Here is a 22264-nt window from a genome sequence, read left to right on the forward strand (position 1 = left end):
TTAATTTTATTCGATGTGTGAACGATTCCACATTGATTAAAAAGAAATTGACATCGTTTTCACTAGTTACTATACACTATCTCTCTCGATAAGTCTATAATCAAGCTTAATTTTTTCTTTCTCCAAAACTTTCCCTGATAACTGTTCTAAAATGAGCTGGGCCGTCTTCTGTCCAGCATCTTCATTAAAATAGTCCACTGTGGATAGTGGTGGGGTCACATGTCGTGATAAATCTGATGCCCCAATCCCAAATAAAGCGATGTCCTCAGGGATTCGAATATTTTGTTCCTTCAAAAAGCCAAGCGCTCCGATCGCCATTCGGTCTGTTACAGCGAAGATCGCGGTTGGTCGTCGCTCTGATTGTTCCACTAGTTGACTTGCCGCTTCATAACCTGATTCAAACGTAAAGTTACCATATTGAACCCATCCTTTTTCAACTGGGAAACCGTGCTTTTCCATTGCATCAAGATAGCCTTGTTTTCGAACAACCCCAACAGAGTGGTCAGTCTCTTGTACACCAATAAACCCAATGTTACGATGACCTTTTTCAATAAGCAACTCGGTTACACTAAAAGCAGAATGATAATCGTCGTATACCACAGAAGTTACTCCGCTCAGCTCCTGTCCAATGGCAACAAAAGGGATCGAAGCTTCAGAAATCGTATCAAGTAAATCTTGATTGCGATTTGTGGCAAGCAAAATAATGCCGTCAACTTGACGACTTTTTAGTAGTTTAATATTTTGTATTTCTTTCTCCGGCTGTAGTTGTGTATTTGTTAAAAGAATTTGATACCCGTTGGCTGCAAGTTCTTTCTCAATGCCATTCACAACGCGACTGGCTGTTTCCGTACTAATTCTTGGCAAAATAACGCCAATGACACCAGAGCGCTTCGTTCGCATCGTTTTAGCATGTGCACTTGGGATATATCCCATTTCCTCAACGGCTTCAACGACGCGCTGCCTTGCTTCATGACTTACATAGCCATTGTCATTAAGTACTCGTGAAACTGTTGTGCGAGAGACTCCAGCACGTTTTGCTACATCTTTAATTGTTGGCATAACCGTTCCTCCATTAATGCAGTCTTTCCTTATTTCATCATAATCGATATAACCTCTAATGTCTATAACTGGGAAAATATGTACGGTTGAATCGTTTAGACAGGCAACTTAGTTTACAACTCCCTATTAGCCCTCTATGATTATATGGAGTGTGTATTATTTCGGGTTGCTAAATAAAATCTTGTTAACCGAATTTAACAATAACTAAAGGAGGGCAGCTATGTCAGACGACTATGAACACGAAAAATTGGATGCCTCGGCACGCAAAAAGTTAATTATCCTTGTTTGTACAATATTAGCTTTTGCTGTTATGAATGGAACGATGTTTAACGTAGCCATTCCCGATATTGCAGCATCTTTCAATCTTAGCCCTTCAGAAGTAAGCTGGGTCTTAACTGGATATATTCTTGTGTTTGCGATTGGATCTCTCATGTACGGCAAGTTGGCCGATATTTACCCAATTAAAACACTTTTCACTATAGGAATTAGTATCTTTGCTACTGGGGCTTTTATTGGCTTTCTTTCTCCAAACTACCCGACTTTATTAGCCGCGCGAATCCTTCAAGCGATTGGTGGTGCAACAATCCCAGCCCTTGCCTTTATCGTACCAATTCGATTCCTGCCTAATGAAAAAGGTAGAGTATTCGGACTGATTTCTTCTACGGTTGCATTTGCTTCAGGAGTTGGCCCGATCATTGGTGGCGTTGTAGGCGGCACTTTGAACTGGCGTTTTCTTTTTCTATTTTCTGTTGCCACAGTGTTCGCAATACCACTCTTTCGAAAATGGTTGCCGAATGAAGAAAAGCGATCAGGCTCAATTGATTTACCAGGCGCCGCTTTAATGGCTGTATCGGTTGCCTCACTGCTGTTCTATATTACAACGTTCCTATGGTACTTACTTGTAATCTTTATCGTCTTTTTCATTCTGTTTTTATGGCGGACATTTACGATCACCCACCCGTTTATCGATCCTGTGATATTAAAGAACACGAAATATACGATAACCGTTCTAACAAGCTTTCTAGGTACATCAGCGCTTTTCGGCCTGATTTTTGTGATTCCGATCATGTTGCGCGAACTAAATGGTTTATCCACCTTAAAGATCGGCCTTGTCTTATTTCCTGGCGCCATGGCAGCCGGATTGATTGGACAAATAGGCGGTAAAATTATTGAACAGCGTGGCGCCATTCTTGTCGTTAAAATTGCTCTGCTCCTAATTGCGAGCGGCACATTTTTTATCTCAACGTTTTCAGGTTACAACGCGTGGGTCATCGCACCTTGTTTATTAATTGCTTATCTTGGATTCCCGCTCATCCAAAGCTCAACTGCCGATTTACTATCTTCTATTCTACCTGACAACCAAAACGGCGTAGGGATGGGCGTTTTCAATTTACTGAACTTCCTTGCAGGGGCATTTAGCTCAGCTATTTTCGGAAGACTTCTTGAAATGAAAAACGTGTCATTTTCCATGAATCCCTTATCACTAACGGGAGAAAATCTTATCTTTAGTAACCTATACCTAGGGTTAACGTGTATTGCGCTAATTGCTTTTTCAATCTTCACGTTGAAGTTCTTAACGAAACGTGAAAAAGCACTATCAGAATCATCTGCTTCGTAACACTCACTAAAGAGATCGGCCATAGTGCCGATCTTTTTTTATATCATTTTTGCTACATATAAACCGCTTGCTGCTGCCTGTGATAAGGAATGCGTTTCTCCTGAGCAATCTCCAATTAAAAAGAGTCCGGTTACATCTGTTTCAAAGGAATCATTCGTTGGTATTTTTGCTTCATAAAACTTTCCATCTATGCCATATAACAAGGTTTCTTCATCAATAGGCTCTCCTATCAACTTTTCGAGACTATCAAAAAACTCCCGAAGAGCATCCAGATAGATGTTTGGCAATTCATCTATAAGGTTACCAGCTTCTCCATCAAGAGAAGGAACAATTGAATTTGAACTCAGAATGTGAGACGTTGTCGCCTGCTGTTTTTTTAAATCTTGAAGACGCTGAACAACGATTCGATCTCTTCCCCTATTGATTCCACCTATCACCTGTTGCGCAACAAGGTCGGCCTCCTCTTTCGAAGAATAAAAAGATGGTACAAATAAAGTAAAATTTATATTGTTTCCTGCGTTATCTTTTTCTCTCTTATTTTGCCCATCAGGCATCACAAGGCCATGTTGATATTTCCTTATTATTCTGCCGTTCGGGTTCATGCAATACGTCGTTCCTTCGAATGCCTCTCTTTTGATATGAAGTTTCGTTTCAAACGTATCTTTTAAGATTGCCTCAAGCTGGTTCCCTCGCATTTCAACGCGAATCCCTAAATCTAGACGAGCAGGACCAGGTAGGAGACCAAGCTGTTCACATTGACGATACATCCACTCACTCCCGCTGTTACCCGTTGATAGCACAACTTTCTTTGTTTTTATGTTTCCTTTTGAGGTATTTATTTCAAAGGAATCGCTTTTTTCAATCGAATACACGTCCGTTTCAAACAACAAATCAATTCGTTTCGTAAGAACCTCATATAAGCTTTGAAACACATGGTGAGATCGTTTCGTTCCAAGGTGTCTTACCGAAGTCGTCAACACCTCTAATCCTACGCTTTTTGCACTCACCTCTAACTCTGGGCTATGAGTATGATAGAGCTCAGCCTCTTCTCCACCAAAAGAACAAAGAATGCGGTCGACTTCCCACATCAGCTTTTCTGCTTGAACTGTTCCTATTTTTCTACCGAGATTACCACCAAAATCATTCGTATAATTAAACTTGCCTTCTGATTTACCAAGTCCAGCAAAACCAATGTATTGATCACAAACGTCACATGAACATTCTTGTTTGGAACGAGCCTTACAGTTCCGTTCTGAGAGTTTCTTCCCTTTATCAATCAACATAATTTTGGATTCTGGGTATCGCTTTATCAGCTCGTATGCCATAAAAATCCCGCTTACCCCAGCTCCGATGATGGTTACATCATACATGATCAACCCTCCCACTTTAAAGTAGCATATCATTACGGTACCCTATCAGTCTCTAGCTTTAGCACCCTTTCTATCGGACTGTTGCTTTGCACATGAAAAAAGCCCCACGCCGGGGGCTTTTTACTCATCTTCTAAATGACGTTCTTTTTCTTTCTCGCTTTTCTCATCGGTACGCTGCTTATCAAGCTTTTCACGGATACGATTAAATTCCTTACTTGGTGGCATCAGGCTTACAAGTACATCGCCTGCTTCCGCTCTCGTTTGAGAATCGTGAGCGAAAAATTCTAAGCTACCAGAAGGTTTCTTCACAAAGAGCATGATTGTTTCTTCATCTCGTTCTTTCAAATACCGATCATACGTATACTGCTGAGTAATGTTTGTTTTACGAAAAACATAGCCACTCTCTACTTTACGATTCAAGGTCTCCCACGTTGCTCCTTCTTTAAACGCCACGCGTCCACCAATCGTATGAACAAGCTCTTCAAGATCGTCGCCTCGATCGTTTCGTAAACTTAACTGGAAGAGGTTGTTCCGTCCAATTTCAGGAACGAATGTTGTACAAACAAGGGCGTTATAAGAATCGAGCTCAGTTGCCGCAATCATATACTCGTAAGGCGTTAAATCCAGACGATATTCGGTTTGTTCAGAAAGAATTTCTCCTCTATAAAACGGTACGCCTGCTTTTCTCGTTGTAAGCAGCCTTTGCCATGATGAATCCGTGATTAATACTGGGATCTTTAATTCTTTTAATGTTTTAGAAAGCGCCGTTGAGAACGTACTTCCTCCAACGATTAGAACTCCCGGTTGACCGTCACTTGCAAGTCCAAGCTTCTCTGCCGTCCAACGAATAGAAAATCCATGAACAACAACCGTTGCAAATACTAATGCAAATGTGAGAGACATTAGGATTTTTGCATCTTCAAATCCAGCATCAAGCAACACACTTGCAAAGTAACTTGCGACAGTTAATGCGACGATTCCTCGTGGCGCAATCCAACCAACAAGCGTTTTTTCCTGCCAGGATAAATCCGTTCCAATCGTGGATAACCAGATCGAAATTGGTCTTACCACAAATAGCATAAGTAGGACAAACGCAAGGATTTGCCAATGGAAGATTTCAAGCAATGTGTCAACGGATAAGGAAGCGGTTAGCATGATGAAGATCGTTGAGATTAAAAGAACTGAAATGTTTTCTTTAAAATGTCTCATATCATCAATCGATGAAATATGCATGTTCGCTAGCGTAATCCCCATTGCCGTAACAGCAAGCAATCCTGTTTCATGCGTAATTTCATCAGATACCGCAAAACAAAGGATCACGACAGCGAAAACGACTGGAGATTTTAAGAATTCAGGAACATATCCCTTCTCAAACATCCACCCAATACCACGTCCACATAGGAAACCAAATAGCGTTGCAAAAAGAGATCCTAAGAAAAAGACAAGAAGAACGGTAGCCGTTGCTTCCTCTACTTTTAGAAATTTAATAATTTCAAATGCAAAAACAGCAAGAAGTGCTCCAAGCGGATCGACGATGATTCCTTCCCACTTTAATATTTTTGCTGGTCTTGGCTTTAGTTTGGCTTGTCGTAGTAGCGGTAAGATAACGGTTGGACCCGTTACAATAAACAACCCGCCTATCACGAACGCAACACCCCAGGATAACCCTGCGACATAGTGCGCTGACAGTGAACCTAACAACCATGCTAGAAAAGCGCCTACCGTTACAATTCTTCCAACCGGTCGACCAAGACCCTTAATTTCTCTAAAATCAAGATTTAGACTGCCTTCAAATAAAATGATAGCTACTGCAATCGATACGAATGGATCGAATAAATCTCCAAATACATCTTCTGGATGAAGAAAGCCAAAAATCGGCCCGACAAGCAAACCAATAATAGACATAACGACAATGGCAGGGAAGTGAAAACGCCAGGCAACCCATTGCGAAAAGATGCCGAGGGCACCAACAAGCATAATATTAAATAATATCGAATCGACCATAGATAGCCTCCTTATGTTTAACAACTGCTCGTGCTTCATTCCTTATTCTGTCCTTCGTACTAACTTCACTATAATCGAACTGAACAGAAATGTTTGAAAATATGCTCACAATTGGCGTAATTAGTAAAAAATGAAACGCCTTTTACATGTCGTCATTTTATATGCAATTGGTCCGATTAGGCAACTATCTACTCTTTTCAATCAAAAGAACTATTATCAAGGAAATATGTAAAAGAAATAGTACCCTTTTATTAGTTAAACCAATCCATTTCCATACTATATTATTTTTTGTTAGATGAATAATAGCTAGATGAAAAAAGAAGCAGGTCACCCTGCTCCCTGTTATTTATCTTGATCTAATTTTAATTTCGCTAATGCATCAGCTAGAGCTGTATTAACCGGCTCGTCTTTCTGCTGGTTTTTCATATAGCTTGAAACATCTTTCTTCGTCGCTTTTGTATTTTTTTCTTTTTTGCGTCGTTCATTAAATGTCGACAGTTTTTCACGATGACCGCATTTGCATATAAAGGTTTGGGCATCACCTTGTCCATGAAGCTCAAGTTTCTTTTTACACTTTGGACACCTTGCGTTAGTTACTTTGCTTTTCCCTTTACGATAGCCACATTCACGATCCTGACAAACAAGCATTTTACCTTTTTTACTTTTCACTTCAAGCATCAAATTCCCACAATCAGGACATTTCGTTCCTGTTACGTTATCATGCTTATATTTCTTCGAACTGGACTTGATTTTCTGAACGGTTTCGTTCGCATAGGCTTTCATCTCTTCAATAAATGCCTGCTTTGAAAGGTTACCTTTGCCAATCGCTTCAAGCTTTTGCTCCCATTCTGCAGTTAAAGCAGGTGATTGCAATTCATCCGGAACGATATCAAGCAATTGCTTCCCTTTTGATGTGATCGTTAAATCTTTTCCATTCTTTTCAATTAAAAAGCTATTAAATAATTTCTCGATAATATCCGCACGCGTTGCAACGGTTCCGAGTCCACCGGTTTCACCAAGCGTTTTTGCAAGCTTGTTATCTTGCATGCTTAAAAATTGAGCTGGCTTTTCCATCGCAGTTAAGAGTGTTCCTTCGTTAAAACGAGGCGGAGGGTTGGTTTTCCCTTCTGTTCTTGTTAGAGAGAGCACGCGAAGTTCCTGGCCCTCTTTAAGCTCAGGAAGCACGACATCCGCTTCCTCTGTCTCGTATATTTCTTTCCAACCGGCAGAAAGCACTCTCTTTCCTTTGGCATCAAAGTTTGCTTCACCAATCTTAGCCTTTACCGTCACTTGCTCGTATTCAAATGGCTCGTATAATGCGGCTACAAACCGTTTAACAATCAAATCATATACTTTCCGATCCTTATCACTAAGTTCTCGAATAACGGGCGTTTGCTCTGTCGGAATAATCGCATGATGATCGGATACTTTTCGATCATCAATAATATGCTTCCCCGTTTGAATCGTTTTACCGAGTACTTTTCGCGCTGCTTTCTCATAAGGCGCTACAGCTTCTAATCTTTCTTTCAACGTGTCTTTCATATCAGAAGAAAGGAAGCGTGAATCTGTTCTCGGATACGTAACTAGTTTGTGCTGTTCATACAAACGCTGGGTAGCTGAAAGTGTTTCTTTCGCTGAAAATCCAAAACGTTTGTGCGCGTCTCTTTGTAGTTCAGTTAAGTCATACAATCCAGGTGCAAACGTCTTTTTCTTTGCTTTCTTCACTTCTTCTATCTTGGCTACCTTTCCTGATAACTGCTTAAGGTTAGAATCAATTCGCTCTCGGTCGAAGACACGTGAATCATTCGATTTTGGATCACGATACGTTAACGTAAAGCCATCCACCACTGCCGCCATTCCATAATAAGATTCAGGTTGGAAGGATTTAATTTCTTCCTCTCGCTTCGCAATCATCGAAAGCGTAGGCGTTTGCACTCTTCCACTTGAAAGCTGTGCATTGTATTTTGTAGTGAGCGCACGAGTTGCATTAAGACCAACATACCAATCTGCTTCTGACCTTGCTGCAGCTGCTTGATAAAGGTTTGTGTATTGATTCGCATCTTTTAAATTTTTAAATCCATCTCGAATCGCTTTGTCTGTGACGGATGAAATCCACAACCTCTTTAGTGGTTTTTTAGCTCGCGCTTTTTCAATAATCCAACGCGCCACTAACTCTCCTTCTCTTCCGGCATCCGTTGCAATGACAATTTCACTTACATCATTACGGTTCATTTGCGTTTTCACAACGCTAAATTGTTTTCCACTTCTTTTAATAACGACAAGTTTTAACGGGGCAGGAAGCATCGGCAAATCTTCTAACTTCCACGTCTTGTATGCCTCATTATAAATTTCAGGATCAGCAAGCGTCACTAGATGACCAAGTGCCCACGTTACGATGTAGCGATCTCCTTCAAGAAAACCATTTCCACCTTTTGTACAATTTAATACCCTCGCGATATCACGTCCAACAGAGGGCTTTTCTGCAAGAATGAGTTGTTTACCCACAATACCAATCTCCTCAAATTTCGATTATTTCTCTATCATACCAGCTTCAATGTTACACGTGAAACATTGCAAATCAATTGTCCTGTTTAACAAACAAAAAAGAAGATGTCTTCCATCTCCCTTCGGCTAGTTGCTATTCAGAATGCCTTCTTCAATTAAAACCGCTTCAAGAGCATCAACCACTTCAGCATCGTATAAGACGCCTGAAAGACGCTTTAATTCATTCATAGCATATTCAGGTGTATAGGCTTTTCGATATGAACGGTCGTCCGTCATCGCATCATAGGAATCGCTAACTCCAATAATTTTTGCACCAATCGTGATCTCTTCACCCTTCAAACCATCTGGGTAACCAGAACCGTTGAGGCGCTCGTGGTGCTGATGAATAATCGTGCTAATATCAGAATAATAAGAGTCTTTCACCATCTCTGCACCATCGGCTGGATGCTTTTTTATAATCTCATATTCCTCATCCGTAAGACCGCCTGTCTTATTAAGAATTTCTTCAGGAACTTTAATTTTACCTACGTCGTGGAGGACTGAAGCGACAATTAGTGTATCTAACTCATCTTTTAAAAGGTTGAGTTTTTTTCCTATTTTTATACTACTATTTTGAACCCTAACGCTATGTTTAAAAGTATATCTATCCTTTTCTTCAACCTTACTAACTACTTCTAGTAATAATGATACCTTTTGACTAATTAAATGGAAAACGGACTCATTTATCATCCAAATCATCGAGACTTCAGAAGCAGCTTCAAAAAAAACGATTTCTTTGAGATCTTTCACAAAAAAGTAATCGTCTTTTTTCAAAGTAATGGATAGTTCTTCACATACCAGTTCACCTTCTAAAATATAAAAGAATTCAAAACTTTCGGGGTTGTTACCTGGATATAGATAAAAAGTGGTTCCTTCATATACCACTTGTTTCATAACCTCAATACCAGAACCTCTTGCTAATAAACTAAGTTTGGCAGATTCTTGCACAACTTCTTCCATACACTCCTGCTTACGCCCTATAGATAAGCCGTCCAAATTTACACCTCTTTTTCCCCTAACGTACATTTTCTATATATCTTATTATATAGTACTAGACATATAATAAAAAGCATCTCAAAAGAGATGCTTTTTCAGTTAAACTCCTACGATTTGAATCGGATCAACCCATACCCAACGGTCTGCAATCTGCACATATACCCATGAACATTCTGCTTGTATGCCTTCTTTTGCAGCTTCCTCAATCATGTCTGCAGTCATTTTGTTCGTTTTGTCGATTAGATCACCGATTAGTTTATCAAGGTCCTTGTTGTACTTTGCAGTAAGCTCTGCTTTTTTTGTCTTTACTTCCTTTTCAAGCTTCGCAATGTCCGCTTCTGATGCTCCATTTTGTCTAGCCGTTTCTAGTTTTGCATCTAGCTTTGCTGCTTTTAGAGAAAGCGCTGACAATAGTTTGTCACCTTTAGCCTGTGCTGCTTGAATTTCTTGTTCAATTGCTACATTTGTTTCTTCAATCTTTTGTAATATCTCAGCGTTGTCATTTTCTGCTGCGAAAGCCCCAGTACCCATAAACGTAAAGAGCGCTACTACTGAAAATAAGGCGACAAAGAACTTTTTCATTTTAATCCTCCCTAATAAACTAGTATGTGTGAAAAGATAGATCTGGGTCATACCTCCCACTAACCAACACTATACGGTAAATTTTTCTAGAAATCTATTCATATTTACCCTAATGATTCGACAATTTTGGTAAATTATAGATAACAAAACGACTTTGGTGTGTATTTCCACCTGTAAACCTAGCAAAATAGACAGCCGTAAAGCACGGCTGCCTTCTAATGAAATATATTAAAGACGATAGACTCTTGCCTCATAAGGCTTTAATACAATAGAATCATTCACTTCTTCAATAACAGGATAGTTGTTCAAAAGCAGTTGGTTCATCTCCAACGTAAGATTCGAATCAAATACAGCTGGCTCGATCGATAGATTTGTGAGAACAAGAACTTTGTCATGCGCTGTTGTTCTTGTATAAGCATAAATTTGCGGATCTTCTTCAAGTAGTAAATCATAGCTTCCGTAAGTGAAAACAAGATTGTTTTTCTTCAGCTCAATCATCTTCTTATAGAAAGATAGAATTGAATGATCATCAGCTTCTTGCCTCTCAACATTTATATCCGTATAGTTTGGATTTACTTTCAACCACGGTGTGCCAGAAGAAAAGCCAGCGTTATTATCGGCATTCCACTGCATTGGTGTTCGGCTATTATCACGAGAAGATGCCCAAATTACTTTCATAATAGCATCATGAGCTACTCCTGCTTCTCGCTGAATGCGGTAGCGATTTTTGTCAGCTACATCATCATAATCTTCAATAGAAGGGTATTGAACATTGGTCATACCAATTTCTTGCCCCTGGTAAATAAATGGCGTTCCTTGCATAAGGAAATACATCGCTCCCATTGAAGTGGCACTTTCTCTCCAATATTCCTGATCGTTCCCCCAGGTTGACACAACACGTGGCTTATCGTGATTCTCAACAAACAAGGCATTCCACCCTTTGTTTTCAAGGCCCTTTTGCCAACGTGTTAGCACTTTTTTTAGTGAGACAATATCAAGATCAGGTTTCTCTTCGGCATCCCATAATCCAAGATGTTCGAATTGAAAAATCATGTTCATTTTGCCGTCTTTTTCATCTACCCATTGATCAGCTTCATCAATGCTTACACCATTCGCTTCTCCAACCGTCATCACATCGTACTTCGAATACGTTTCATCCTTAAATTCCTGAAGGAACTGCTGAATTCCCTTTTGGTTCATATGCATATCAAATGAAGAAACATACTTTTCATTTTTGGGGTTCGGCATATCAGGAAAACCTGAACGCTTCTTAATGTGGCTGATGGCGTCGATACGGAAACCATCAATCCCCTTATCGAGCCACCAGTTCACCGTGTCATACAGGGCATCGCGAACATTAGGATTTTCCCAGTTCACATCTGGCTGTTTCGTTGAGAAGACGTGGAGAAAATACTGATCTGTTTTCTTATCATATTCCCATGCCGAGCCTCCGAAAATGCTTTCCCAGTTATTTGGCTCCTTACCATTCTTTCCATCGCGCCAAATGTACCAATCACGCTTCGGATCTTCTTTCGATGAACGGGATTCAATAAACCACTGGTGCTCATCACTTGTGTGGTTTAAAACGAGATCAATGATCAATTTCATATCCCGTTTGTGAACTTCTTTTAACAACAAATCAAAGTCTTGCATTGTACCGAAATCTTCCATAATATCCTGGTAATCAGAAATGTCATACCCATTATCATCGTTAGGAGATTTGTACATTGGACATATCCAAATCACATCGATGCCAAGATCTTTAATATAATCTAACCTCTGAATGACGCCTTGTAAGTCACCAATACCATCACCGTTTGAATCCTGGAAGCTTCGTGGATAAATTTGATAGCCTACAGCTTCTTTCCACCAGATTCTTTTCATATCTCTACACCTCATCTATTTAGTAAGTTCGTAAAGTGCAAACGTTTGCCTAAAAATCGATAAAAAAAGCGCTTTCTTTTTTGCGTATTTACTTCTACCTACTTGTAGTTTACTTGGATTTATCTCATTTATCAATATGAATTTGAAAGTATTTTTTAGGTCGTAATGTTAGATGCTATTGACGAGCGCCCAAGACATGTATAAAATACGCTAATAATACGTACCAGGTTTCGTATAATTTTGGAGATATGGTCCAAAGGTTTCTACCAAACTACCGTAAATGGTTTGACTACGATGACAATTCTGGCAATGTGAATCTGTCATCCTCTGTCTAGACTGAGAGGAGCAAAGCAATGGATAAACTAATCCAACGAATTCAAACAGCTGCTGGAGAGCTCCCAGCCGATTGTGTAATTAAAAATGGACTTGTTTTAGATAGTTACAACCTCGAGTTTATCCAGGCTGACGTCGCGATCGTCGGTGGCGTTTTTGCAGGAATAGGAAAATTCGAAGGAAAGCACGTGATTGATGCAAGGGGAAAGTATGTTGTTCCTTCTTTAATAGATGCCCACGTTCATATTGAATCCGCAATGGTTCCTCCATCTGAATTTGCAAAAGCCGTCCTTCCTTGTGGGGTAACGACGATCATCACTGACCCTCATGAAATCGCAAATGTTTCAGGGACTGAAGGCATTTCGTATATGCTTCAAGATTCTGAGAATGTCCCAATGGACATATACTTTATGCTTCCCTCAAGCGTTCCTTCTACACCGTTTGAAAACTCAGGAGCGATTCTTTTGGCTGAAGACTTGAAGCCTTTCTATGAACATAACCGCGTTCTCGGTCTAGCTGAAGTGATGGATTATCCATCAGTCGCTAATACATCCCCTTCTATGATGCACAAATTGCATGACGCACAAAACAGAAAGATAGATGGCCACGCAGCAGGTCTTGATGCCCGTGCTTTGAATGTTTATAAAACGGCTGGCATTGGAACTGACCATGAATGTATCACGGCCGAAGAAGCACTTGAGCGAATTAAACGAGGAATGTATGTTTTTATTCGTGGAGGCTCCGTCGCGAAGAACTTAAAGCAGCTCCTTCCCGCTGTAACCGAGCGAAATGCAAGACGATTCATGTTCTGTACAGACGATAAGCATATTGACGACCTGATCACAGAGGGAAGCGTGGACCATAATGTTCGACTCGCTATCCGAGAAGGGCTAGATCCTCTCGTAGCGATTCAAATGGCCTCACTAAACGTAGCAGAGTGCTTTGGTTTAACAACGAAAGGAGCGATCGCACCAGGTCTTGATGCTGATTTCCTTCTCCTAGATGACGTCGAATCATTTTCTGTTGCAAACGTTTATCGAGCTGGAGAGCTTGTTGCAGAAAAAGGTAAAACGAAGAGGATCGCGAAGGTAACGCCTTCGAAAAGAATAACCAATTCCGTTCATTTACCAACGCTTCAAAAAGAACACCTTCATTTACCAGTAACGGACAAAGAAGCAAATGTCATTAAATTGATTCCTAATCAGATTGTGACAAAAGCAAAAAAGCTCATTGTTGATCGCAACGCGAACAATGGTTTTGTCTCAAGTGCTGAAAAGGACCTAATGAAACTAGCCGTTATTGAACGGCATCACCGTACGGGAAACATCGGACTTGGCATTGTAGAGGGTTTTCAGTTTCAAGATGGAGCGATAGCGACAACCGTTGGACACGACTCCCACAACTTAATTATGACCGGAACAAACGATGAAGATATGATGAAAGCGGCAGAAGTTATTCAAGAAATGCAGGGGGGCTTAGCGGTTGTGCGAAATCAGGAAGTGATTGCGAAATTACCACTTCCCATTGCGGGACTTCTTTCAACTAACGATTACCCATCTGTGGTGAGAGAACTAGAAGAAATCGATCTGGCGCTACAAGAAATAGGTGCCCCGAGGGATTTTAATCCTTTTTTAACACTCTCCTTTCTAAGTCTTCCGGTCATACCAGAGCTTAAATTAACCGACATGGGACTTTTTAATGTTCAAGAATTTCGCCACATTTCCATTAATGAGTAAAGAAGAAAGCAGCATGGCGCCGGCGCCATGCTGCTTTTGCATTAAAGGGAGCGTTTTAGAATATCTCGAACGCTTTCCCGATCAAGTTCTTTGTATGTGCCAACGCCTGGCTTAATAAAGGTTTTTTCAACCATACTTTCGAATTCAGCATCATCGATCTCATAATCTGCGAGACGAGATGGTGCACCAAGAGAGTTCCAGAACGTACGAAGTGCTTTCGCTCCTTCTACAGCCACTTCGTAATCACTTTTCCCTTCTGGCGATACGCCAAGAACGTTCACGGCTAACTGTTTCACTCGAGAAGGATCTTCTTCAAGGACATGTTCCAACCAGTTCGGGAATAAAATCGCCAATCCACCACCGTGAGGAATATCGTAAACGGCTGATACAGCATGTTCGATTCGGTGTGTGGCCCAATCACCGCCATCAGTGCCATTGCTCAATGTTCCGTTAAAAGCCGTCGTACTAATATACATCATCGTTTCACGATGATCATATGATTCTAGATCACTTAGTAGCTTTCGACCTGTTTGAATCGCCGTACGGAGAAGGGATTCAATAAATCCATCGACCATCGGCGTATTGCTTGTGCGGTGAAAATAATGCTCTAGCGCATGCGACATGCTATCAACAATGCCATAAACAGTGTGGTTTTCTGGAACTGAAAATAAGTATGTAGGATCAAGTACAGAAAACGTTGGAAATACGTGCGGTGATCCCCATCCTAGCTTTTCTTTCGTTTCCCAATTCGTAATAACCGAGACGGAGTTCATCTCCGAACCTGTAGCAGCAAGGGTTAGCACTGTCCCAAATGGTAGAGCTGATTCAATTGGTTCCTTTTGTGTAATCAAATCCCACGCTGAGCCTTCATAGTGCGCACCTGCAGCTATCGCTTTTGTGCAGTCAATGACGCTACCGCCACCTACTGCAAGAAGAAAATCAATGCCTTCTTTTTTACAAATGGCAGAGCCTTTTTCGACTGTGGTGAGACGAGGATTCGGTTCTACTCCCGAAAGCTCGTGCACTTCTGCATTTACTTTCTTAAGTTCAGTCATGACAGCGTCATAAACGCCGTTTCGTTTAATGCTTCCACCACCATATACCACAAGAACTTTCACCCCATAATGAAGTTCTCCTGTTAATTCCTTTATTTTGTCTTTGCCAAAATAAAGACGGGTCGGATTGTATTGTAAAAATGGTTTCATAAGGCACCTCATTGTCATTAGTCGAAGCTAGTGTACCATACTCCAATCGCCAAACTGTAGGATTGACTATCGGGGATTGATGACAACTTCAGACTTAGTTTTCTCTGCTTGATAAGCCGCTTCCATTAACACGGTTAGATCAAGAGCAAGCGCAAGGTTTTCATCTGTCCCTTTATCCGTTTGGATGTGGTCAACCCACTGTGAAAATGGAGAAGGTTTATCCGTTGGTATCATAACTTCTTCCCATTTCTCCGAAACTTTTTTGATTAGCTTTTTATCAGGTATGCCGTAGATAGCTGACCCTTTTGTGCCGTGTATTTCAATGGTAAATGGAGAGTGAGTCGTTACAAAACCCGTTTCTGCTATTCCATAAGAGCCATTCCTATACCCGAATGTTACGATAGCCTGATCCTCTACATCTTTCTTCGTTAAATATCCGAACTGAGCTGTAACTCGTTCAGGCATTCCAAGAAAAAGTCTCGTTAAGTACACTGGGTGACAACCAAGGTCAATTAATGCTCCCCCCTGACACTCCTCTTTGTTATAGAAATGGTTTGGAAGCCAATCAGCAATCGCTCCATTATGAGCAAGTCGCACGCGCGTCTGCGTCAGTTCTCCTAGCTCACCTGATTCAATCAAGTTTTGAACAGCTTCCGTATAGCCATCATAAACGCGCGGCAATGAAACAAATAACTTTACTCCAGCTTCTTTCACTGCATTCAGTATTAGGATCGCTTCTTCTTCAGTAGACGCCAGAACTTTTTCGGTAAAAATATGCTTCCCTGCTTGAGCTGCTTGTACCATTACTTCTTTATGACGATTTGTCGGTGAACTAACAACAACCCCCTCTATTTCTTTTCGGTTGAGAAGATCTTCTAAATCACTTATGTACTCTACTTCTCTTATTTGGGCTTCTTTTCTTCCACGCTCTTCATTCTCGTCCCAGATAGCTGCAATTTCCACATCAGGATGAATCCGCGCTTCTTCTGCATAATCTTTTGCATGGACGTGCCAGAAACTAATCATTCCAATCTTCATTTTTGTAACCGCCTCCATAGTTGGCCAAAACCAGATTTGTCTATAATTGTAATGGAATTTGCATCGATCAATCAATCAAAGTGCCATATCGAAAAAAATATTCCATTCGTACAAATTAATTGTTTATGTTATAATAGGAGATGTGCTATAATTTATAAATTTGGGGGTGGGCGCTTGTTTGAGGTAGGCGATAAGATTTTTTATCCCATGTACGGTGCAGGTATAGTCGAAGCAATCGAGGAAAAAGAAATACTGGGTGAAACTCAGATCTATTATATTCTTAATATGCCTTTTCGTGACATTCAGGTGATGATTCCAAAAGGAAAGACGGAAAACCTGAAAATCCGTGAAGTGTCTGACGTCAGCACAATGGATCAAGTACTTACTTCTTTTAACGAAGAAGTTGACGTAGAAGAACCCAGTGCAAATAGAAACCAGCGTTACAGGGATAATATGAACAAGCTTAAAACAGGAGACATCCACAATCATGTGGAAGTAATCCGTGAGCTCGTTGCCCTAAACAAGAAACGACCACTCGGAACTGACGATAAAAAACTACTGGAAAACGCCCAGCAGTTTCTCATAAGCGAGATCGTTTTGACAAAAGATGTTGAGTTAGATCAAGCAACTGTTATCTTAAAAGAAGCGATTAAACATTAATTTTAGCTATACAAAAAGGGACAGCCTAATGAGGCTGTCCCTTTTTGTATAGGTGAAGGCTTGACACATACGCTTTAGCTTGGGCTAGCTTCTGTGCCACAGACCCTCGGTCACTTCAGCCTTCAATCTGAACACAAAGAGCGTGTTCATTTTGAAGGCTTCCAGTGCCTGCCGGGTCTAAACGTGGCACATACGCTTTAGTTTGTGCTAGCTACAAAACCCCAGACCCTCGGCCACTTCACCTTTCAACCTGAACACAAAGGGCGTGTTCATTTTGAAAGGCTCCAGTGTCTGCCGGGTCTAAACGGGGTTTTTCCGCTTTACTTATTCCCCAATGTTTTGTTTTGAAAATTGGCTATGGCGGTGTATTCTTCGGTTAATTTTCTTGAGATTCTGATGTAGATTGGGAGTAGTTCTGAGTAGATTTGGACGTTTTCTTTTTTGGGTTCATGGCTAAATGTATCTCCTACTAGGTCTGAGACGATGCTTAGTGAGTCGATTTCGCCGAGCGCTTTTTTACCGAGAACGATGGCACCAAGGCAGGAGCTTTCATAGCTTTCTGGAACGGTTACTTCTTGGTTAAAGATGTCGGCCATCATCTGTCTCCAAAGAGCTGATCGAGCAAATCCACCTGTTGCTTTAATTTGCTTCGGTTCACCAATTAGCTCTTCAAGTGCAAGCAGGACACTGTATAAGTTATAAATAACCCCTTCAAGTACTGCACGGATCATGTGCTCTTTTTTATGATGCATCGCAAGCCCAAAGAAACTTCCGCGCGCATCAGAATTCCATAATGGAGCACGTTCGCCAGCAAGATAAGGATGGAAAAGAAGACCGTCAGATCCAGGATTCACCTGCTCGGCAATTCGAGTTAGAATTTCATACGTATCAATGCCAAGGCGTTTTGCTGTTTCTGTTTCAGATGCTGCAAACTGATCACGTACCCAGCGGAACGTGATGCCTCCGTTATTTACAGGACCACCTACAACCCACTTATCTTCTGTAAGAGCGTAGCAGAAGATGCGTCCTTTTGGATCTGTGACGGGACGGTCGGTTACGGCTCTAATTGCTCCGCTTGTCCCAATTGTTACGGCTACAACCCCTGGCTCAATGGCATTAACACCAAGGTTTGATAAGACACCATCACTTGCCCCAATGATGAAGTTGGTTTCAGAAGTAAGCCCTGTCTCTTCAATATAAGGTGCTTTTAATCCAGACATCATCTGTGTTGTGGACACCGGTTTAGACAGTTTGTCAGCTGTAATACCAGCGATTTTTAGCGCTTCCTCATCCCAATTAAGTTGCTCTAGATTAAATAAGCCTGTTGCTGAGGCGATTGAATAGTCAATCACGTATTCATGGAAAAAGCGATAGAAAACGTATTCTTTAATTGAAATGAACTTTGCAACTGATTGAAATAATTCTTTTTCATCATTTTTAAGCCAAACGAGTTTCGAGAGCGGAGACATTGGATGAATAGGTGTTCCTGTTCGGCGATAAATTTCGTGTCCATCCATATCATTTTTTATTTTCTCAGCCCACTGTGCACTTCGGTTGTCTGCCCATGTGATGCATTTTGTAAGCGGCTTTCCGTTTTCATCTACTCCAATTAAACTATGCATCGCTGAGCTAAATGAAACAAATTTCACTTGCTCCCCACGTAACTGATTATCCTGAATTACCGTCCGAATCGACTCTACGACGGCTAGTAGAATTTGCTCTGGGTCCTGTTCTGCCGTCGCGGGTGTTGGTGTAAAGAGAGGGTATTCCACATTATGTTTTGAAACAGGCTGACCGTCATCATTAAATAGAACGGCTTTTGTACTCGTTGTCCCGATATCGACACCAATCATAAATTGCTCTTTCATCGTCATAAGCCATTCCTCCTACTTGATTGATCTTCCACTTTTTTATTATAGCTTCTAGGAACGCATGTTACGAAAGTTGTCTTAAAACAACTGTAAGCGCGTTCAAATAAAGCAAACCAGTAGTCATTAAACTATCAGGAAGCATGTTTACGTCAACATGCTTCCCACGTCTATCTATTTAATTGCTTTTTTCAGTTGCGTGACCGCCGAATTCATTACGAAGAGCTGCAACGACTTTACCAGTGAAAGTATCGTCTTCTAATGAACGATAGCGCATCATTAGGGAAAGTGCGATAACAGGAGTTGCTGTTTGGAGATCAAGAGCTGTCTCTACTGTCCATTTCCCTTCACCTGATGAGTTCATCACACCACGAATTTCATCAAGATTAGCATCTTTTGAGAAAGCCTGCTCGGTTAATTCCATTAACCAAGAACGAATAACAGAACCGTTATTCCATACGCGTGCCACTTTTTCGTAGTCAAAATCGTACTCACTTTTACTTAATAAATCAAAACCTTCTGCAATGGACTGCATCATGCCATATTCTACGCCATTATGAACCATTTTCAAAAAGTGACCGCTACCCAACTCACCAGTATAGAGGTAGCCATCTTCAACGCAAATGTCTTTAAATAATGGCTCAATGGTTTCAAACACAGTGCTATCTCCACCGATCATCGTACAAGCGCCATTGCGTGCACCTGACTTCCCACCGCTTGTGCCTACATCAAAGAAATAAATGCCTTTTTCTAAAAGCATTTCGCCTCTGCGCTTTGAATCCTTATAGTGGGAATTCCCGCCATCAATGATTATATCACCACGGTCGAGAAGGCCCGACAATTCAGTTGTAACAGCTTCAGTGATATCGCCTGAAGGAACCATCATCCAAAGAATACGTGGTGATTCTAGTGATGCTACCACTTCTTTAAGAGAGTGCTTTCCTGTAAAGCCCTCTTCATTCATTTTCTGAACCTGCTCATCATTTGCATCGTGTACGATCACGTTATGTTCATGATCACGTAAGTTTAGAGCAAGGTTGTATCCCATTTTGCCAAGACCAATTAATCCGACGTTCATATGAAAAACTCCTTATACGAATGAAATATTTTTTCTTATATACTAATTATACATTAAATATTTTTTGTTTCAATTGGTTGAGCGGAATCTATTTTCATCTTAATTGTAATCGGTTACAATGATAAAATCAGGAGTGATAGAGAGGAGAATGAACATGTCCGATACGGAAACCCGTCATTGCCTTCCAAGAATCCGCTCTTCTTATTCGCAATTTAGCGAAAAAGAACGACAGGTGGCGGATTATATATTAAACAATTCGAATAAGATTATCCACAGCACAATTAATCAGGTTGCAGAAGACTTGAATGTAGCTGATGCAACAGTTTTTCGTTTTTGTAAGCGAATCGGTTTCAAAGGCTTTCAAGCGATGAAAATTGCCCTGGCTGCAGAAATTGTTAATCCGATTCAGGATATTCATGAAACCATCACAGAAACGGACTCCCCGAAAGAGGTTGCCGAAAAGGTGCTTCGATCAAACATTCGAACGCTAGAGGATACGTACCACATATTGGATGATGCGACGATTGATCAGGCCGTTCAAATTTTATTAAAAGCAACACATATTGAATTTTACGGAAATGGTGGTTCTGGAATTATTGCGATGGACGCACAGCATAAGTTTATTCGAACAGGATTACGCTCTACGTCATATAGCGATGCACATTTGCAAATCATGTCAGCCTCTCAGCTATCAAGTAGCGATGTGGCCGTCTTGATTTCTCATTCTGGTACGAATAAAGATATGCTTCGCGTAGCTGACATCGCACGTGAAACTGGGGCAACCACGATCGCTATCACGAATCTGGCTACCTCGCCACTAAGTAAAAAAGTTGATATTCCTCTCTATACCGTTTCACAAGAAACAGACTTTCGCTCTGAAGCTCTCGCATCTAGGATTGCACAGCTAAGTCTCGTTGATGCGCTTTATGTAAATATTATGATTGCGAGAAAAGAAAAATCAAAGCACTCACTGCAACTTATGCGTGAAGCCATCTCTTCAAAGCGAATTTAACTTAAACGACTACCGCCGATCCTGGCGGTTTTTTTATTTGAATGTTCCTTACTTCCAATAAAATCAAAGCACATCGTAAGACAAATTAAGAATCGTCGTGCTAAACTGTAAGGGTTAGAATTACAGTACGTGTACAAAAGGAGGAACACAATGACTTCAAATCGAAAAATGCTACAAACTTATACGCTACCTTCCGGGGTAGAATTAAAGAACCGTGTCATGCTTGCTCCAATGACCAATTTCTTATCAAATGATGACGGCACTGTATCCGCACAGGAACTTGCTTATTATGAAAAGCGCTCTGGCGGTGTAGGTGCAGTTATTACCGCTTGTGCTTATGTGCTTCCGCACGGAAAAGGCTTCGCTGGTGAAATTGGAGCGAACCGCGATGAACAGGTTCCAGGTCTCAAAAAATTAGCAGACACCATTCACTCTGAAGGGGCAAAAGCCATTCTACAAATCTTCCATGGCGGAAGAATGTGCCCTCCAGAGCTCGTTCCAGATGAAGAAATCCTTAGCGCAAGTGCTGTCCCAGCTGAGCGTGAAGGTTCGAAAACACCTCGTGCTATGACAGAAGATGAAATTCAAGAAACCATTCAAGCTTTCGGTGAAGCAACGCGAAGAGCTATTGAAGCGGGGTTTGATGGAGTAGAACTTCATGGTGCAAATACGTACCTTCTCCAACAGTTCTTTTCTCCTCATTCAAACCGAAGAGAAGATGCATGGGGTGGAAGCCTTGAAAATCGCATGAAATTCCCATTAGCTGTCTTAGAATCTGTCCAAGAAGCAATTAAAAAACACGCTAGTGGTGCTTTCGTTCTTGGTTATCGCATCTCACCTGAAGAACGTGAAAATCCTGGCATCACAATGGACGATACCCTTCAGCTTGTAGATGTGCTTGCCACACGCAATCTGGATTATGTTCACGTTTCACTATCCGATTTCTATCAAGGTTCGATGCGTGAGGAAGACCCTACACCACGCATGGAAATGATCAAAGAACGAATCGGTCACATTGTTCCTGTCATCGGTGTCGGCTCTCTTCATACTCCAGATGAAGTAGAAAAAGCACTTGATACAGGCGTACCTCTCATTGCCCTTGGTCGCGAAATGATCATGGAACCGAACTGGGTAGAGAAAGTCCAAAACGGAGACGAAGAAAACATTCGTGTAACGTTACGGAAAGATGCACAGCAAGAACTCGTTTTACCTGATCCGCTTTGGAACGCGATATTTAGCGTACCTGGCTGGTTCCCAATCGAAGAATAAAATGAAGA

The 22264-nt window shown here is 41.1% G+C and carries 16 protein-coding genes and 1 riboswitch; of the genes, 5 read left to right on the forward strand and 11 right to left on the reverse strand.

The features are described from left to right. Positions 1 to 69: 69 nt before the first annotated feature. Positions 70 to 1059 carry a LacI family DNA-binding transcriptional regulator gene (locus tag ATG70_RS17650; RefSeq protein WP_098445553.1) on the reverse strand — a complete coding sequence of 330 codons (990 nt, stop codon included), beginning with the start codon at positions 1057 to 1059 and terminating at the stop codon, positions 70 to 72. A gap of 220 nt (positions 1060 to 1279) precedes the next feature. On the opposite strand from ATG70_RS17650, the gene ATG70_RS17655 reads away from it, so the two are divergent. Next, positions 1280 to 2677, forward strand: a complete 1398-nt coding sequence (locus ATG70_RS17655; RefSeq protein WP_098445554.1) for an MFS transporter — start codon at positions 1280 to 1282, stop codon at positions 2675 to 2677. 38 nt (positions 2678 to 2715) lie between these two features. Here ATG70_RS17655 and ATG70_RS17660 read toward each other — a convergent pair whose 3' ends face one another. The 6 genes from ATG70_RS17660 to ATG70_RS17685 form a co-directional block, all read right to left on the reverse strand. Further along, positions 2716 to 4047 carry an NAD(P)/FAD-dependent oxidoreductase gene (locus tag ATG70_RS17660; protein WP_098445555.1) on the reverse strand — a complete coding sequence of 444 codons (1332 nt, stop codon included), beginning with the start codon at positions 4045 to 4047 and terminating at the stop codon, positions 2716 to 2718. 120 nt (positions 4048 to 4167) lie between these two features. Next, positions 4168 to 6051 (reverse strand): cation:proton antiporter, encoded by a 1884-nt coding sequence (locus ATG70_RS17665; protein ID WP_098445556.1) that lies wholly within the window; start codon positions 6049 to 6051, stop codon positions 4168 to 4170. 342 nt (positions 6052 to 6393) lie between these two features. Then, a complete protein-coding gene (locus ATG70_RS17670; RefSeq protein WP_098445557.1) occupies positions 6394 to 8556 on the reverse strand; it encodes a DNA topoisomerase III in 2163 nt (720 codons plus the stop codon). A gap of 126 nt (positions 8557 to 8682) precedes the next feature. Then, a complete protein-coding gene (locus ATG70_RS17675; protein WP_098445558.1) occupies positions 8683 to 9591 on the reverse strand; it encodes an HD-GYP domain-containing protein in 909 nt (302 codons plus the stop codon). 99 nt (positions 9592 to 9690) lie between these two features. Beyond that, the gene (locus ATG70_RS17680; protein WP_098445559.1) at positions 9691 to 10173 is read right to left on the reverse strand and encodes a hypothetical protein; all 483 of its coding nucleotides are present in this window, start codon (positions 10171 to 10173) and stop codon (positions 9691 to 9693) included. 228 nt (positions 10174 to 10401) lie between these two features. After that, positions 10402 to 12057, reverse strand: coding sequence for a glycoside hydrolase family 13 protein (locus tag ATG70_RS17685; protein ID WP_098445560.1), 1656 nt, complete (start codon positions 12055 to 12057; stop codon positions 10402 to 10404). Positions 12058 to 12267: 210 nt separating this feature from the next. Beyond that, a riboswitch (purine riboswitch) is annotated at positions 12268 to 12369 on the forward strand. Positions 12370 to 12410: 41 nt separating this feature from the next. Here ATG70_RS17685 and ade point away from each other — a divergent pair. Next, positions 12411 to 14126, forward strand: coding sequence for an adenine deaminase (gene ade / locus ATG70_RS17690; RefSeq protein WP_098445561.1), 1716 nt, complete (start codon positions 12411 to 12413; stop codon positions 14124 to 14126). 41 nt (positions 14127 to 14167) lie between these two features. Here ade and ATG70_RS17695 read toward each other — a convergent pair whose 3' ends face one another. Together ATG70_RS17695 and ATG70_RS17700 are read right to left on the reverse strand one after the other, a co-directional pair. Next, positions 14168 to 15331, reverse strand: coding sequence for an iron-containing alcohol dehydrogenase (locus ATG70_RS17695; protein ID WP_098445562.1), 1164 nt, complete (start codon positions 15329 to 15331; stop codon positions 14168 to 14170). A 66-nt stretch (positions 15332 to 15397) separates the two neighbouring features. Further along, positions 15398 to 16369 carry a Gfo/Idh/MocA family protein gene (locus ATG70_RS17700; RefSeq protein ID WP_257147750.1) on the reverse strand — a complete coding sequence of 324 codons (972 nt, stop codon included), beginning with the start codon at positions 16367 to 16369 and terminating at the stop codon, positions 15398 to 15400. 174 nt (positions 16370 to 16543) lie between these two features. Between ATG70_RS17700 and ATG70_RS17705 the strand changes: the two genes are divergently transcribed. Continuing rightward, positions 16544 to 17029, forward strand: coding sequence for a CarD family transcriptional regulator (locus ATG70_RS17705; RefSeq protein ID WP_098445563.1), 486 nt, complete (start codon positions 16544 to 16546; stop codon positions 17027 to 17029). 320 nt (positions 17030 to 17349) lie between these two features. On the opposite strand, the gene gntK is transcribed toward ATG70_RS17705, so the two are convergent. Then, positions 17350 to 18882, reverse strand: coding sequence for a gluconokinase (gene gntK, locus ATG70_RS17710; protein ID WP_179886341.1), 1533 nt, complete (start codon positions 18880 to 18882; stop codon positions 17350 to 17352). Between the two features lie 193 nt (positions 18883 to 19075). After that, complete coding sequence (gene gnd / locus ATG70_RS17715) at positions 19076 to 19975, reverse strand: phosphogluconate dehydrogenase (NAD(+)-dependent, decarboxylating) (protein ID WP_098445564.1); 900 nt, start codon at positions 19973 to 19975, stop codon at positions 19076 to 19078. Between the two features lie 154 nt (positions 19976 to 20129). Between gnd and ATG70_RS17720 the strand changes: the two genes are divergently transcribed. Both ATG70_RS17720 and ATG70_RS17725 read left to right on the forward strand, forming a co-directional pair. Next, positions 20130 to 20987, forward strand: coding sequence for a MurR/RpiR family transcriptional regulator (locus ATG70_RS17720; protein WP_098445565.1), 858 nt, complete (start codon positions 20130 to 20132; stop codon positions 20985 to 20987). Positions 20988 to 21137: 150 nt separating this feature from the next. Beyond that, the gene (locus ATG70_RS17725) at positions 21138 to 22256 is read left to right on the forward strand and encodes an NADH-dependent flavin oxidoreductase (RefSeq protein ID WP_098445566.1); all 1119 of its coding nucleotides are present in this window, start codon (positions 21138 to 21140) and stop codon (positions 22254 to 22256) included. The last annotated feature ends 8 nt before the right edge of the window (positions 22257 to 22264 follow it).

This window comes from Bacillus sp. es.036, assembly GCF_002563635.1.
Lineage (GTDB): Bacteria > Bacillota > Bacilli > Bacillales > Guptibacillaceae > Guptibacillus.